We start from the raw sequence: 16,127 nt of genomic DNA on the forward strand, positions 1-16,127 counted from the left end.
AGTATTTCATCATAAAAAGAATAAAATGAGCATTTTAAATTCGGTACTGAAAATATTCGTAGGTGATAAGTCGAAGAAAGACGTTAAAGAACTACAACCTATACTTGATAAAATAAAATCTTTTGAAAAAGAACTGGAGGGTATCAGTCTTGATGAACTTAGAGACAAGACCAATACCTTTAAGTTGAAGATCGCAGAAGACATTAGCGAGATAACCGCAAAAATAAATGCTCTTGAAGAAGAGGTAAAGGTTTCAGAAGATATCGATAAGAACGAAGAGCTATATTCAGAAATCGATAAACTAAAAGAAGAAGCCTACACTATTACCGAAAAAACGCTCAACGACATCTTACCTGTAGCCTTTGCCGTAGTCAAAGAAACCGCAAAACGTTTTGCCAACAATTCTACCTTAACGGTTACCGCTTCAGAATTTGACAGACACTTATCGGGTACCAAAAGTTATGTTACGCTAGATGACGACAAGGCCATTTGGAACAATTCTTGGGATGCGGCAGGTAAAGAAGTAACTTGGGACATGGTTCACTACGATGTACAGCTCATAGGCGGTATTGCACTTCACCAAGGAAAGATTGCCGAAATGCAAACAGGGGAAGGTAAAACGTTGGTAGCTACCCTACCCCTCTACTTAAACGCATTGGCCGGTCATGGTTCGCATTTGGTAACCGTAAACGATTATCTGGCAAAAAGGGATAGTGCCTGGATGGCCCCCATTTTTGAATTTCATGGTCTCTCGGTAGATTGTATCGACCACCACAGACCTAATTCAGCAGGCAGAAGGGCTGCCTACAATGCAGATATTACTTATGGTACCAACAACGAATTCGGTTTTGACTACCTACGTGATAATATGGCCCATACCCCTAAAGATTTGGTACAAAGGCCACACCATTTTGCCATTGTTGATGAGGTAGACTCAGTGTTGATCGATGACGCCAGAACACCGTTGATTATTTCCGGGCCTGTTCCTGAAGGCGATAGACACGAATTCAATGAACTTAGACCTAAAGTAAGCGATATAGTCAACAAACAACGCCAACACTTAACAGGCGTTTTGGCAGAAGCCAAAAAGTTGATTGCATCCGGAGATACCAAAGAAGGCGGGTTCTTATTGTTAAGGGTCTATCGCGGACTTCCAAAAAACAAAGCACTTATTAAGTTTTTAAGTGAAGAAGGCATCAAACAGTTATTGCAGAAAACAGAGAGTTTTTATATGCAAGACAACAACCGTGAAATGCCGAAGGTTGATGAAGATCTTTTATTCGTAATCGATGAAAAGAACAATCAAATTGAATTGACCGATAAAGGGGTCGATTACATTTCTGGGGCCCAAGACCGTGATTTCTTCGTAATGCCCGATATAGGAGCCGAAATTGCCAAAATAGAAAGCCAAGATCTAGAAGTCGAAAAAGAAGCAGAGCTTAAAGAAGAGCTTTTTAAAGAATTTGGCGTTAAGAGTGAACGCATTCATACCATGACCCAGTTATTGAAGGCCTATACCCTTTTTGAAAAGGATGTAGAGTATGTGGTTATGGATAATAAAGTAATGATCGTTGATGAGCAAACCGGCCGTATTATGGACGGTAGACGTTACTCAGATGGTCTACACCAGGCAATCGAGGCAAAAGAGAATGTAAAGATCGAAGCTCTTACCCAGACATTTGCTACCGTTACTTTGCAGAACTACTTTAGAATGTACAAGAAACTGGCAGGTATGACCGGTACGGCAGTTACCGAAGCTGGTGAGTTCTGGGAAATATACAAGTTGGACGTAATGGAAATTCCGACCAACCGCCCCATTGCCCGTGAAGATAGAAACGACCTTATTTACAAAACAAAAAGGGAAAAATATAATGCCATTATCGAAGAGGTTACCAAGCTTTCTGAAGCTGGTAGACCGATTCTGATAGGTACTACTTCCGTTGAAATATCAGAATTGTTGTCTAGAATGTTGACCATTAGAAAGGTCAACCACAATGTTCTGAACGCGAAACTGCATAAAAAAGAAGCCGATGTAGTGGCAGAAGCCGGTAAATCAGGTGTTGTTACCATCGCCACCAACATGGCGGGTCGTGGTACCGATATTAAATTGACCGACAGTGTTAAAAAAGCAGGTGGTTTGGCAATCATCGGTACCGAGAGACATGATTCTAGACGTGTAGACAGACAGCTTCGTGGTCGTTCCGGTAGACAGGGTGATCCAGGAATGTCTCAGTTCTACGTTTCTTTAGAAGATAACCTTATGCGCTTGTTCGGTTCTGATAGGGTTGCCAAAATGATGGATAAGATGGGCCTAGAAGAAGGTGAGGTCATTCAGCACTCAATGATGACCAAATCAATTGAAAGAGCGCAAAAGAAAGTCGAGGAAAACAATTTTGGAGTACGTAAGCGTCTTCTAGAATATGATGATGTGATGAACGCCCAACGTGAAGTTGTTTATAAAAGAAGGCGTCATGCCCTTCAAGGTGAGCGATTAAAAGTTGATATTGCGAACATGGTGTTCGATACATGCGAAACCATTACCGAAACAAATAAGGCGGCAGGTGATTATAAGAATTTTGAGTTTGAGCTTATCAAATACTTTTCGATTACCTCTCCTATAACAGAGGAGGAATTCAATAAAATAGGAGTTCAAGACATTGCTTTGAAAGTCTACGATTCTGCCTATCAGCATTACCTAGAAAAGATGGAGCGAAATGCTTCCACAGCTTTCCCGGTAATCAAAAAAGTATACGAAGACAACTCGAATAAGTTTGAGCGAATCGTTGTTCCGTTTACTGACGGAATCAAAACATTGAATGTGGTAACGGACCTTCAAGGTGCCTACGAATCAAATGGAAAGCAATTGATCAACGATTTTGAAAAGAATATTACCCTTGCCATTATCGATGATTCATGGAAAACTCATTTGCGTAAGATGGATGAGCTCAAGCAATCAGTACAATTGGCCGTTCATGAGCAAAAAGACCCTCTTTTGATCTATAAGTTCGAGGCTTTTGAACTTTTTAAAGGGATGATCGATAAGGTGAACAGAGAAGTGGTTTCTTTCCTTTTCAAAGGAGAATTGCCAAGTGGCAACCCTAATGAAATTCAGGAAGCACGTAATGTACGTAAGCCAAAAGAAAACCTTCAGACCAGTAAAGAAGAAATTCCTAATAGTGATGAACTGGCTGCGCGAAACCGGGCCGCAGGTCAAACACAAGGTCAAAGACCACAGATAACGGAAACTATCACTAGAGAACGCCCTAAAATAGGCCGCAACGATCGGGTTACCATAAAAAATGTAATGTCAGGTGAAAGTAAAACCGTAAAATACAAACAGGCAGAACCGCTCATCGAAAAAGGTGAATGGGTACTGACCGAAGAATAGAAGCCAGAACCTTCTTTGTGGCAGAACGGCAACCTTTAATGTAAAGGTTGCCGTTCTTTTTTGTCAATAATCGTCATGAATTGTACAAATTCTAAAATTTGAAGTATCTTTTAACAAGACTTCAACTACATCAAAATATGACTCGTTAATCAATCTCAATTAAAATTTCGATGGTTAGGCGTGCCAAAATAAACCTTAATCGATTGGGCAATAAAACTGATTTATTGCTAAAATTCAATTATGCGTCTTCTATTTTGAGCTTTGTTTTGGGTGTAATCTGCACCTTCTTTATCAATGTAGAAGGCACTATACCTTTCATCTTTTTTTGGTACACCGGTCTAAATCTTTTAAATGTTCTTCTCTTCAAATACCACCGTAATTTAACCGTTATGGCCATTTTTACCTCGATTTTATCTTGGGTAAGTACGGTCGTCATTAGTTTGTTCAGTGGAGGAATTGAGAGTCCGTTCATTTTCGTTTTGGCCATTATAGTACTCGCGGGCTATGTTTCTACTAGACTATTCGGCAAGGTCTATATGTACGTCATTTTATCAAGTATTCTGATCATTTTTTTCCTAGGCCATTTTTATCCTGAACATTTCCGTACTGAAATACCAATAGCATCAAAAGAAATTTTTAGCCTCATTAGCCTCTTATTTGCTGTTTACCTACTCGGCTATATATTTGGCAAAAATCTTTTAGAAACCCATCGTTCGCTATTTCTATCTAAAGAAGAAATTGAGATTAAAATAAAGGAAAAAGAAAACCTTTTAAGTGAAGTGCATCATCGCGTAAAGAATAACCTTCAAACAGTTTCAAGTCTTCTAAATCTACAGTCTAGAAATACAAAAAATGGTAAGGTCAAAGAACTGACCAAAAGCAGTCAGAATAGGGTTCTGTCAATGGCAATCATACATGAGATGCTTTATCTAAAACAAAACATCTCTAAAATAGACTTTAGGTCGTATGTTCAAGGACTCACCGATTACCTCATCAAGTCTGCAAATGCCGACAAAAAAAATATAGAGGTACAAATAGATATTCCTGATATACAACTCGGCATAGATACGGCCATACCACTTGGCCTATTAATCAATGAAGCGTTTACAAACTCAATAAAATACGCTTTTAACGAAACGAATAAAGGCCTTGTAGACATCGAACTGAAAAGAACCGATAATCCGGAAGAATATAAACTTAGAATTAGTGATAATGGTACTGGTTTCACCAAGCAAGTAAACATTAAGAAAGCCAAATCATTAGGCTTAAAGCTCATTCACAACCTGGCCAGACAACTTCATGGTTCAGCAAGACGTCTTAATACTGGTCACGGTACCGGTTATGAAGTCATATTCAAGGATGTTCAAAAACATTGAATAGTTGAATTTTTTGTAGGATAAATATTAACAAAATAACATTTGAGGAGAACGTTATTTCCATGCTTTTACAGAAAAATGTTTTATTATCAACTGGTTGCAAATTGCAAATTTCATTTCAACTTTTCTTCCGCAGATTAAAGACTTTTCGTAATAAAATCGTAGTTTAAACCCAAATTTCTACCTAACCCTAGAAATATACTTCATTTTATCGGCTATATGTCGGTAGAACTGCTGTTCGTTTCCACTAGCTCCAAACATACTTGGGGCATAGGTTAGGTTTGCATGAATGTGAATACCGCCTGGTTATCGAATGATTAAAAGCAGTAAAATAGACCATCGAATATCCAACCAAACCAGGTTGCTAAAAAAGTTTATCTATAATTCTTCGGGCTTGAGCTTGGTTTTTGGCCTGATCTGTATGTTCGTACTTAGAATAGATGGGGTCGTTCCGACAGTATTCTTTGGTTTTTCCATTCTTAATTTATTAAACCTCGTTCATTTTAATACATATGGAAAATTGGCCCTTTCGGCGGTTGTTTCCGCTACACTTTCGTTTATAGGGGCATCTGCTATAACCTTGCTATCAGGAGGAATCAATAGCCCTTTCATTTTTGTTTTGATCATCATTGTTTTAGGAGGTTATGTGTCGGCTCGACTGTTCGGAAAAATCTACTTGATAAGTACCGTAGTTGCCATATTGATTATCTATGGGTTGAGCGAGGCCGGAATCTACAAATCCATCAATGCTGTACCTGAAGCCTCTAGAGACCTTTTTGGTCTTCTTAGTTTACTTTTCTCGGTGTATATGTTGGGCGGTGTCTTCGGCAGGGATATTTTGAAGGCCCACCAGACCATGAGTGACTCCAAAGGAAAAATAGAAAATAGAATTCTTGAGAAGGAAAGATTGTTACGTACGGTTCACCACCGTGTCAAGAACAACCTTCAGACCGTTTCCAGTCTTCTTAACCTACAAGCTAAAAACTCCACTAATGAAACAATAAAAGACTTGGTAATGAGCAGCCAGAATCGGGTGAACGCTATGGCCATGATTCATGAAATGCTCTATTTACGTGATAACCTATCGAAAATAGAGTTCAACTCTTATATAAAAGAACTGAGCGAATACCTCATCAAATCGACTCATAAAGAAAATAAAAATGTTGTCATAAATATTGACATTCCAGATTTGCGCCTTGGTATCGATACCGCTATTCCGTTAGGCTTATTGATCAATGAAGCGGTCACCAATTCGCTTAAATATGGTTTTGTCGAGAATATACAAGGCAAAATCGATATTAAGTTAGAAAAAGATGATTCTAACAAAACGTATCACCTAAGTATTAGTGACAATGGTGTGGGCTTCCCAAGAGACATTGAACTTCGAACCAGTACCTCATTGGGGCTTAAACTGATTCACAATTTGGCCAGGCAACTTAAAGGTTCGGTAAAAAGAGATCTTTCAAAAAAAGGAACTAGTTATAATGTGCGTTTCAGAGAAATAACCGCCCCCTACCTTTCCGATAAAGAATTGAGGTCGTTCTAGTGCAAAAAATCGAATTGGTTTAAATTCAATATCTTTATTCTTGATACTTGAAACACTAATCTCTCATGACCAATTCTAGACGTCGGTTCATTTCGTCCATCAGTATGCTTGCCGCAAGTTCGGCCATGCCCCTGCATGCCTTTAATTTTGGAAAATCTGAAAAGCTCAAAGTTACCTTGGTCGGTACTGGGGTACGCGGAACTTCCTTTTGGGGCAAACGTTTGGTCGACCAATATTCAGACATACTTGAGTTTGTAGGTCTCTGCGACATCAACCCGGGAAGATTGGCATATGCCAAAGAATATATTGGCGCCAAGTGCCCAACTTTTACTGATTTTGAAAAGATGGTCAACAAAACCAAACCTGATTTGGTCATAGTTACCACTAAAGATTCGACCCATCACGAGTATATCATTAAAGGTTTGGAAATGGGCTGCGATGTTTTGACCGAAAAGCCCCTGACGACTGACGAGAGCAAGTGTCAGGCTATTTTAGAGGCCGAAAGAAAATCGGACAAGAAGCTTATTGTAGGTTTCAATTATAGATGGAGCCCTTATGCCACAAAGGTTAAAGAACTTTTGATGAACAATGCAATCGGTAAATTGGTATCTGTAGATTTTCATTGGTACTTGAACACGTACCATGGCGCTTCTTATTTTAGAAGATGGCATGGTGAAATGGAAAGCGGTGGTTCATTATGGGTACACAAATCAACCCATCATTTCGACTTGTTAAACTGGTGGATAGACTCGGAACCAAGTGAGGTTTTTGCTTACGGAGACCTAGAATTTTATGGTAAAAATGGGCCTTTTAGAGGTGATAAATGCCGAACGTGCGAGCATAAGCCTGACTGTAAGTTTCATTGGGATATTACTAAAGATGAACGTATGATGAATCTTTACGCGAACCATGAAGAACATGATGGATATATTAGGGACAATTGTCTCTTTAGAAACGACATAGATATTTATGACAAGATGAGTGCCCAGGTGAAATACGCCAATAACACCGTGCTAAATTATTCTTTAACCACCTACTCGCCCTATGAAGGTTGGCGAATGGGCATTAATGGCACAGAAGGTAGAATTGAGGCGTGGCAAGACATCCCTTATTTCAAAAATGAATCTATAGATGAGGCGGAGAAACACGCCAAAGAGATGGCGCAAACCGGTAAGGATGAGTTGACATATGAACCTGTAATTCTTCACAAATTATGGAACAAGCATGAAACCATTCAAGTAGGTCTTGAAAAAAGTGGTCATGGCGGTGGAGACAAAAGGTTACATGATAAAATTTTCAAAAGCCCTGAAACACAAGATGAGTATGGTAGAACGGCGGGCGTAAGAGATGGCGCCATGTCCATTTTAATTGGTATTGGGGCCAGAAAAAGTATTGAATCAGGCAAACCTATTAAAATTGGTGACCTGACCGATTTAGAACCGAAAGTCTCGAGAACCTGATATTACCCTCCAACTTAAATCAAACCAATGAAGTTATTTGATAATCAGCCAAAACATAAGTAAATTTACTCTTGCTTGTGAGTTTTTACTTAAACCCAAGAGTAACAGTGTCAAACGAAAATCCCCTATATGCCTAGGCAAAACAAAAGACACATAGAAGAACGTTTCAAAGATAAAGCTAAGTTGGTCATTAAGGTCAATTACTTTACCTCTATATTTTCACTACTGTTCTTTCTTACCTGTATCTACATTTTAAAGATAACCGTAGTCATACCTTATGTATTTCTCATTTTCGGAATACTGAATCTGCTGAATACATTTCTTTACAAATACCATAAAAACCTTACCCTTACCTATAACATCGTATCGATTATGACCTTGGCCGGTGCCAGTATCATAACTCTATATAGTGGGGGTATTAATAGTCCCTTCATTTTTGTACTCGCATTGATTGTTGTGGCCGGCTATGTGACCACTAAGTCTTACGGCACTATATACCTGAATCTCAATCTTTTGATAATTGTACTCATTTACTCTCAAAGCGTAGCAGATTTCAGTTTTGTCACTAATGTGGTACCTGAGAATTCTAGAAATCTTTTTGCACTACTAAGCGTTCTTTTCTCAGTTTATTTATTGGGAGGTGTTTTTGGGAAAAACCTTTTACACGCCCATCATAATCTTTATAAAACAAAAAGCGAGCTTGAAGAAAAAATTCACGAAAAGGAAACATTGATCAAAGAGGTTCATCACAGGGTTAAAAACAACTTACAGACCGTTTCAAGCCTTTTAAGCCTTCAATCGCGCAATATAGCCGACAGGGAGGTCAAAAATCTTTTAAAGAGCAGTCAGAACCGGGTTATCTCAATGGCGATGGTACACGAAATGCTGTATTTACGCGAAGATCTCTCTAAAATAGAGTACCGCTCGTATGTGCAAGAACTTGCCGAATACTTAATCAGATCAATCAAGGGAACAAGCAGTAATATTACCTTAGATATTGATATACCCGATTTAAAGCTTAACATCGATACGGCCATACCTTTGGGCCTACTCATCAACGAGGCGGTAACCAATGCCCTCAAGTACGGTATAGTTGATGAAAATAAAGGAGAAATACATATTCAATTAAGCAAAGACGAGAACAATGAATTTCTTCTTCAGATAGGTGATAACGGAATCGGCTTTCCTGAAACGGTAACTCACAAAACCTCTAATAGTTTAGGTCTAAAATTGATTCACAATCTTGTTCGACAGCTGCAGGGAAGTATTAAAAGAGATTTTACTAAGAAGGGCACCCACTACATCGTTAAGTTCAAGCACATAAAGAACCAAATGGCCCCGGTAACCGCTTAAGGAGTATTATTTATTTCCAAAAATCAGTTTTCTTTTTTATGACTTTAAGTCTAACAGGTTTTAAGTTATCTCTGAAAATATGGTAAACCGAAATGATTATTAAAGCGGAAAAAAGCAGAACATAAATCATATCGTTCAATTAATTGAATTACTTAGGCCAGTTTAGACCTATTATATTTGGTGGTAAAAGTTAATTCTTTTTTTATTCTTGAATTCTTTGACTTATAAAGACGAGCTATACCTTTTGGGCTATTAACTTGAGCCTTCTCAAAAGATTCAAGATTGTCAGAGCTATCAACCAAAACAATATCCATTTTAATAACGTCAACTTTAACATCGTGTGTTGGTATTTTAGCAGAAGCTTGAAATCCTAAAAACAATACAAAAAATAAGGTAGTAACAGTTTTCATAAGTAATATTTGGGTACTACTAAGTAACCGCTCATTTACTGCTTAAGAAAAAAGGTCACGTTAAACGACCCTATTTTTCGCCATGGTGAAAAAACTGGGTTAAAGTGCTGATTTTCTTCGATTACCGTTTTTGAGCGATACAACGTCACATCTAAGTTTTTGACAGTTAATCGAGAGGTTTCCCGGAATAGAAGAGAAGGTTTATCACCCATGAGAAATAAAAAAAGCCACCCATGGGTGGCTTTTTTTGGTTAGGGGCATTCCTGAATTTAAAAACACTTAAGCCATTTTAGCTTTATTTCTTTTAGTTGAGAAGGATAATTCTTTTTTAACACGTGCATTATCTCTTTTATAAAGACGGGCAACTTCATATTTTCCAATCTCAACTTTTTTTTTGATTTCAATATTCGTTACTACAGTCATCTCAACGGTATCAACTTTAGCTTCATCAGCATTTTGAGCTTGAGAAGTGAACCCGATAAGAAAAACAAAAATTAAAGTTGCGATAGTTTTCATGACTGTAAGTTTTATATAATTAAAACTCCACAGACCCCATTTCACGGGGTTTCGGTTCGTTCAACGAGATTAAAAACTCGTTCAAATGAAAAACTACGGATGAAGTGCAAAAAACTACCGATAAATGTATTCGCCCTTGCTGACCCCAAATCGGATTTAAGTGTATTTAATCTGATTTTTTAATCGATAGGCATCCTAACTTTCTTCGCTATTATATAACTTACTACCGTTTTATACTAAATACCATTGACCTTTCAACTAACCAATACAAGTATCGCCATCGTCGGAGTAGGTCCAAGAGGTCTCTATGCTGTCGAGCAGCTTTTCAATAAGTTCTCGAATCTTTCACCTGAGAGCACTATTCATGTAACCTTATTTGAACCTTCGGTTTACGCAGGTTCTGGAAACACCTGGAGGGTAGACCAACCTGATAGCAATTGGCTCAATATTTCCGAAAGGGCTTTGCGCGACCTAAAGGGTCGTAAAAAGTTTTCTTTTAAAGGGGTTGTTGTATCATCCTTTCCGTCTTATAGTGAATGGAGCGATTCCGAAAAAAAATCGAATACTGACTACTATCCTCCCAGAAAAAAACTTGGGGCATACCTTAACGAACGGTTCAAAAGTTTTTCAAAGAATCTTTTAAAGACACCCTACCTCCATTTAAAGCCTTTAAAAATTGAAGATTTAGATTATGCCGATGGTCATTTTAAGCTGACCGATAGTAATGGCAACACTTTTCATTTCAACGAAGTATTGCTGACCATTGGTCATCAACCAACAAATACTTCGAAAGAAATCTTGAAGTGGCAGCATCGTGCAGAAGAAACTTGCAAATGTACCTTGTATCCGGAGGCTTACCCAACCGAAAGATTAATTAAGAGCAATAAGATTAGTTCTGATAGCAAGGTAGGCATTAGAGGTTTTGGCCTTTCTATGATAGACATCTTACGTGCCTTAACCTGTGACAGGGGAGGTAAATTTTTGCCGACAGATGATGATATTTATAAATACCGATTTGAGGGAAATGACAGAATACCTTCTAAAATAGTTCCTTTTTCGTTGGATGGACTCCCTCTAGTACCAAAACCTTTAGGTGAAAAAATTGATAATATCTATAGGCCAACACAAGAAGAGAAGAACCGATTTTTTGAATCCGTTCGAAAGGTGGCCCAGAATAAAACCGAGGTAGAAGGAAATCTATTTTTAATTGAGGCCATGGCGCCAATTGCGGTTAGGGTATACCTTGATTTTGAAGAAAAAAGAATGGATTGCCTTTCGAGCCGTAACGAACTATATGAAGTTGCTGTTACCTGGCTCAATGATGAAAATTATAAACATCGCTCTTTACTAAAGGCAGATACCCCTACCCTCGTTCTCATCGAAAAATATGTCTCCATGGCCCTCGACCTAGAGCCCATATCTTTTGATTATTGTATGGGTCAAGTATGGCGGCATTTGCAATCTCTTTGGTATCAAGCTTTCTCACATTCTTCTTTACCACATGAAACCATAGCTTCAGTTATTAAGCTCCATGAGCGAATAAAAAGATACTCTTATGGCCCACCGATAGAAAGTATGCAGCAACTATTGGCTTTAATTGATGCAGGGATAGTCGATTTAAACTATTTAAAAGACCCTAAAGTAGAATTGGTTCAAGATGGATGGTCGCTTCAGAAAGAAAATCGAAAGGTAATAGTAGATGTAATGATCAACAGTGTTCTAGATTCACCGAAGGTATTGGAAGTTTCCTCTCCCTTGGTCGTCAATTTACTCAATCATGAACTCATAAAACCTGTTCATTCTGAATTAGGGATAGACACCTATGAGAATGCACTAGTGAAAAGGTCTGAAAACGATGAAAAAATTAGCTTGGCCGTATTGGGAAGATTGTCGAAAGGAAGCGTGGTAGGAGTAGATGCTATCTTAGAGTGCTTTGGAAAGAGAATTGAAGATTGGGCCGAAGGGGTATTAGAACGTTTAGGTAACCGTAATACTGATTCTTAAGCCATTTTAGCTCTATTATATTTAGTTGTAAAGGAAAGAGCTTTCTTAACTCGGGCGTTATCTCTCTTATAAAGACGTGCTACTTCATATTTAACCGTCTTAAAAGTCTCAGTGATTTCTACTTCTGTCACAATGCTTTTTTCAATAGCATTTACTTTAACTTCGGTAGCTTTTTGAGCTTGAGAAGTAACTCCGATAAAAAGAACAAAGATTAAAGTTGCAATAGTTTTCATGACTGTAGATTTTATATATATAAAACTCTACAGACCCCATTCTACTGGGTTTCGGCTCGTTCAACGAGATTAAAAACTCGTTAAAGTGGCAAAGTTCGGATTAAGTGTAAAATTGTGCCGATTATCGTAATCTAGCCTGAATACACCTCAACGATAAATAGTGTATTTTAACCTTAACTTTGGATACTTTACATTGGCCAAAAATGTCTTTTTGACTAAGTTCATCTTATTGATTATTTTTTTCTACTTTTAAAACTATGGATTTAAAGAAGATTTTTGGTAGCATACTTACGCTACTAGGTATAGGCGGCTTGGTTTATACGGGCATTTTATTCGCGAACGAATCTGGAACCACAAAGATGTTGATTGTTTATGGGGTTTTAGGTGCCATCTTTTTCTTTTCTGGCGTCGGCCTTGTTAGAAATACTTCCGTCAAGAAATAATTTTCTATTGGCTCCGTCGGAGAAGCAAGTACTTTCAGGTGATAAAACAATATAACCGGGACGACAGCATCTTTTAATTTATGATACTTCTTTTCTAAGTACTTCTAACGGTGGACTACTTAAAACGCTCTTATTGTTGAACAAGCCTATGGCCAAAACCAAAAGTGTAATGCTTGGGCCTACTATCAAAAAAGGAATCCATGATGGTATAAAAGCAGCTTTGAAGACCAATTGAGCTAGAAGAAAACTAGCAATCAGGGAAAGAAGAATTCCTAAGAAACTTCCCAAAAAGCCTAAATAAAAATACTCATAGGCATTTATTTTCAAAATTTGTCCGCTCTTAGCTCCTAAAGTACGCAACAACACACTTTCTTTTATTCTCTGATATTTACTGGTTCTAACAGATCCTATCAATACAATAATTCCGGTCAAAATACTGAAAAAAGCCATGAAGTTGATCACCCATGAAATTTTATCCAGAATGCCTTCCACTATGGTTAAAACCTGACGTAAGTCAATAATAGATACGGTTGGAAACTGCCGAACCATTTGCTTCTGCAGCTCGGCTGAAGTTTTTTCGTTTTCAGCGTATGTGGTAACGACATGGAACTTGGGTGCGCTTTCCAGCACTTTCGAAGGAAAGATTATATTGAAGTTCAATTGCATTCTACCCCAATCTACAGTTCTAATGCTGGCTACTTGGGTTTCCATTAAAACTCCTTGGATATTAAAGGTAAGATTATCTCCGACCTCAACCTGTGCATCTCTAGCTACATTATCGGAAATTGAAATTGGCACAAGACCATCGCTTAATTCTTTACTTGGCCACTCCCCTTCCACAATACTTTCAGAAGCAATCAAAGAATCTCTATAGGTGACTCTAAATTCATGGTTCAACACCCAGTCATTGATGGTTGAAGTGGTGTCATTTCTAATATCGCTGGCATTTCTTTCCTTAATTTTTTGAACTCTCATGGTTACAATCGGAATATCATTTAAAACGGATAGTTCTGACTTTTCTATACTCCTTTTAACATCCTCCGTCTGATTCGATTGAACATCCAAAAAAATTAGATTGGGCGATTCTTGCTTGTTCTCAAGAGTTGCTTTACCTATTAAAATGTCTTTTGTAAAATATAATGTACTGATTAGAAAAGTTCCGATTCCGATAGCTAATATCAAGACCAAAGTTTGATTGTTGGGCCGAAAAAGATTCAATAAACTTTGCCGTGCCGCAAACCCCCAACCTTTTGGAAAGTTTCGTTTGACGATTCTCATAAAAAATATGCCAACGGCCACTAATATTGCAAACACGACAACAACCCCCAATAAAAAGTAGAAGGCAAAAGCAAGATTGTCGAGTAAATAAAAGGCGAAAAGAAATATGAAAACAATGATAGCACCATAGATAAGGTAAACAACCCTTTTGGGAGGTTCAATACCTTTCTCTTGAACCCTAAGCACCTGCAAAGGCGAAACAAACCACGTACTTAATAATGGAGATAGGGAAAAGAGGACCGACATAACCAAGCCTAAAACCAAACCTAATAATATGGGCCATATAGTGAAGGTTATTTCAATATCAAAAGGAATTACTTCTCTCAGCAATACAGGAAAAAATTGCTGAAAACCAACCCCGAGGATGGCCCCAAACAAACCTCCGAACAAGCCCATAAAAGCAATTTGAATCAAATAGATATAGAAGCTTTGCTTTCTTGTAGCTCCCAGACATTTTAAAACCGCAACAGATTGTAACTTCTCTTTCACATATATGTGCACGGAGCTGGCCACACCTACCGAACCCAACAAAAGGGCTATGAACGCCACCAAATTTAAAAACTTACCGAAATTATCGTACCGCCGCCCAAGGCGCTGTCCGGTTGAGCTATGCGTATCTAAATCAGCATTCTCAGCATCTAGAATAGGGTCTATTTTCTCATCCAATTCCTCCAAATCTTGTCCCGCATCGGCGACAAAGTAAAAATCATAATCTATTCGACTACCTGTTTGAACCAAACCCGTTTTGGCGATGAATTCATAAGGAATCAAGACGGGAGGTGCAATTGAGGCGGTAAGACCTGTCGACCCTGGCGCTGAAATTAAAGCACCTTCAATGGGCAACCTTATATTACCGATAGAGATTGTATCGCCTTTTGAAAGCCCGAATTGAAGCATAAGGGTAGCATCGACCAAAGCACTATTGTTACCCTGGTATGAAGAAGCTGCTGATTGTGGGTTCGTTTCCAGTTCCCCATAAAAAGGAAAAGGCCCCTCAATACCCTTAATTCCGACCAATTTCGTTGAGTTTTGCTTCGGAAACAATGCCATAGATGGGAAGCTGATACTTCGAGCCTTTGCGCCGCCTAAAGAATCGATGATACCCTGAACCTTCTCGTTTGGCTCATGATTACTATCGATAACAAAATCAGCACCCATAAGGGCTTTCGATTGAGATCCTATATTCTGCTTCAGGTTTTCGCTAAATGATTGTACCGCCACTACTGCAGAAATACCTAAAACGATGGAAGCCATAAAAAGCACCAATCTTTTAGTGCTGGCCTTACCGTCTCGCCAAGCCATTTTTAATAGCCATTTCAAACGTACATTATCTTTCTTCCCCTTATTCATCTTCATAAACGATCAGATAGTTGTTCGGCTTGAACCCTACCACCCTTAAGCTTTAAGACACGTTTACACTTATTTGCCAAATTCATATCATGGGTAACTATTACCAAAGTAGTGCCTGCTTCTTGGTTCAGTTCAAAAAGCAGTTGAACCACTTTTTCGCCAGTTTCTTCATCTAAGTTGCCTGTAGGCTCATCTGCAAATAAAATGGAAGGTTTGCTCGAAAAAGCTCTGGCCAATGCCACTCGTTGTTGCTCCCCTCCAGACAATTGAGACGGGTAATGATCAACCCTGTTTTCGAGTCCGACTTTTTTCAATAATTCTAGACCGATATTTTCGGGGTTATCAGCACCTTGCAGTTCTAGAGGTACGATCACATTCTCTAAAGCCGTTAGCGTTGGTAGTAACTGAAAATTTTGAAATATAAAACCTACTTTTGAATTTCTCAAAAGTGCCCTTTCATCCTCGTTCAAGGCGTTGAGTCTTGTGGCACATAATTCAATGGTTCCCGAATCGGCCCCATCGAGACCCGCGCAAAGACCTAACAACGTTGTTTTGCCGCTTCCGGAAGGCCCGACAATCGCAAAGCTCTCTCCTTCATTGACGTGAAAGTTAATATCATTAAGAACCTCAAGTTTTTTCGAACCACTTGTATAGGCTTTCCCAAGATGGTTGACGTTTAATATCTTTGTCATTAATCGTTCTTTTCACCGCAAAATCTAATTTTGCCCGTGTTAAGCTCGAAAAATAAGCAATTGTATTTGTTTTTAAGC

At 38.5% G+C, this 16,127-nt stretch carries 12 protein-coding genes; 7 read left to right on the forward strand and 5 right to left on the reverse strand.

Annotated elements, in window-relative coordinates:
* The first annotated feature begins 25 nt into the window (after positions 1-25).
* The 5 genes from secA to IL356_RS16545 all read left to right on the forward strand — a co-directional run bounded on the left by secA (position 26) and on the right by IL356_RS16545 (position 9,123).
* The gene (gene secA / locus IL356_RS16525) at positions 26-3,388 is read left to right on the forward strand and encodes a preprotein translocase subunit SecA (RefSeq protein ID WP_121849683.1); all 3,363 of its coding nucleotides are present in this window, start codon (positions 26-28) and stop codon (positions 3,386-3,388) included.
* A 203-nt stretch (positions 3,389-3,591) separates the two neighbouring features.
* Positions 3,592-4,764 (forward strand): sensor histidine kinase, encoded by a 1,173-nt coding sequence (locus tag IL356_RS16530; RefSeq protein ID WP_225621535.1) that lies wholly within the window; start codon positions 3,592-3,594, stop codon positions 4,762-4,764.
* Positions 4,765-5,077: 313 nt separating this feature from the next.
* The gene (locus tag IL356_RS16535) at positions 5,078-6,310 is read left to right on the forward strand and encodes a sensor histidine kinase (RefSeq protein WP_121849685.1); all 1,233 of its coding nucleotides are present in this window, start codon (positions 5,078-5,080) and stop codon (positions 6,308-6,310) included.
* A gap of 65 nt (positions 6,311-6,375) precedes the next feature.
* Positions 6,376-7,770 (forward strand): Gfo/Idh/MocA family oxidoreductase, encoded by a 1,395-nt coding sequence (locus IL356_RS16540; protein ID WP_162987923.1) that lies wholly within the window; start codon positions 6,376-6,378, stop codon positions 7,768-7,770.
* Positions 7,771-7,899: 129 nt separating this feature from the next.
* Complete coding sequence (locus IL356_RS16545; RefSeq protein ID WP_121849687.1) at positions 7,900-9,123, forward strand: sensor histidine kinase; 1,224 nt, start codon at positions 7,900-7,902, stop codon at positions 9,121-9,123.
* Positions 9,124-9,275: 152 nt separating this feature from the next.
* On the opposite strand, the gene IL356_RS16550 is transcribed toward IL356_RS16545, so the two are convergent.
* Positions 9,276-9,533: a hypothetical protein gene (locus IL356_RS16550; RefSeq protein WP_121849688.1), complete on the reverse strand. Its 258-nt coding sequence runs from the start codon at positions 9,531-9,533 to the stop codon at positions 9,276-9,278.
* Between the two features lie 279 nt (positions 9,534-9,812).
* Positions 9,813-10,049: a hypothetical protein gene (locus IL356_RS16555; RefSeq protein WP_121850758.1), complete on the reverse strand. Its 237-nt coding sequence runs from the start codon at positions 10,047-10,049 to the stop codon at positions 9,813-9,815.
* A 246-nt stretch (positions 10,050-10,295) separates the two neighbouring features.
* Here IL356_RS16555 and IL356_RS16560 point away from each other — a divergent pair, with 246 nt between their 5' ends.
* Complete coding sequence (locus tag IL356_RS16560) at positions 10,296-12,053, forward strand: FAD/NAD(P)-binding protein (protein ID WP_162987924.1); 1,758 nt, start codon at positions 10,296-10,298, stop codon at positions 12,051-12,053.
* On the opposite strand, the gene IL356_RS16565 is transcribed toward IL356_RS16560, so the two are convergent.
* Positions 12,050-12,286 (reverse strand): hypothetical protein, encoded by a 237-nt coding sequence (locus IL356_RS16565; protein ID WP_121849690.1) that lies wholly within the window; start codon positions 12,284-12,286, stop codon positions 12,050-12,052. The genes IL356_RS16560 and IL356_RS16565 overlap by 4 nt on opposite strands.
* A 257-nt stretch (positions 12,287-12,543) precedes the next feature.
* Between IL356_RS16565 and IL356_RS16570 the strand changes: the two genes are divergently transcribed.
* The gene (locus IL356_RS16570; protein ID WP_121849691.1) at positions 12,544-12,729 is read left to right on the forward strand and encodes a hypothetical protein; all 186 of its coding nucleotides are present in this window, start codon (positions 12,544-12,546) and stop codon (positions 12,727-12,729) included.
* Positions 12,730-12,807: 78 nt separating this feature from the next.
* Here the strand turns inward: IL356_RS16570 and IL356_RS16575 are convergent, their stop codons facing one another.
* Both IL356_RS16575 and IL356_RS16580 read right to left on the reverse strand, forming a co-directional pair.
* Positions 12,808-15,357: an ABC transporter permease gene (locus IL356_RS16575; RefSeq protein WP_225621541.1), complete on the reverse strand. Its 2,550-nt coding sequence runs from the start codon at positions 15,355-15,357 to the stop codon at positions 12,808-12,810.
* A gap of 2 nt (positions 15,358-15,359) precedes the next feature.
* Positions 15,360-16,049 carry an ABC transporter ATP-binding protein gene (locus tag IL356_RS16580; RefSeq protein ID WP_121849692.1) on the reverse strand — a complete coding sequence of 230 codons (690 nt, stop codon included), beginning with the start codon at positions 16,047-16,049 and terminating at the stop codon, positions 15,360-15,362.
* Positions 16,050-16,127: the final 78 nt, after the last annotated feature.

Source organism: Euzebyella marina (assembly GCF_014855515.1).
GTDB classification, from domain to species: Bacteria; Bacteroidota; Bacteroidia; order Flavobacteriales; family Flavobacteriaceae; genus Euzebyella; species Euzebyella marina.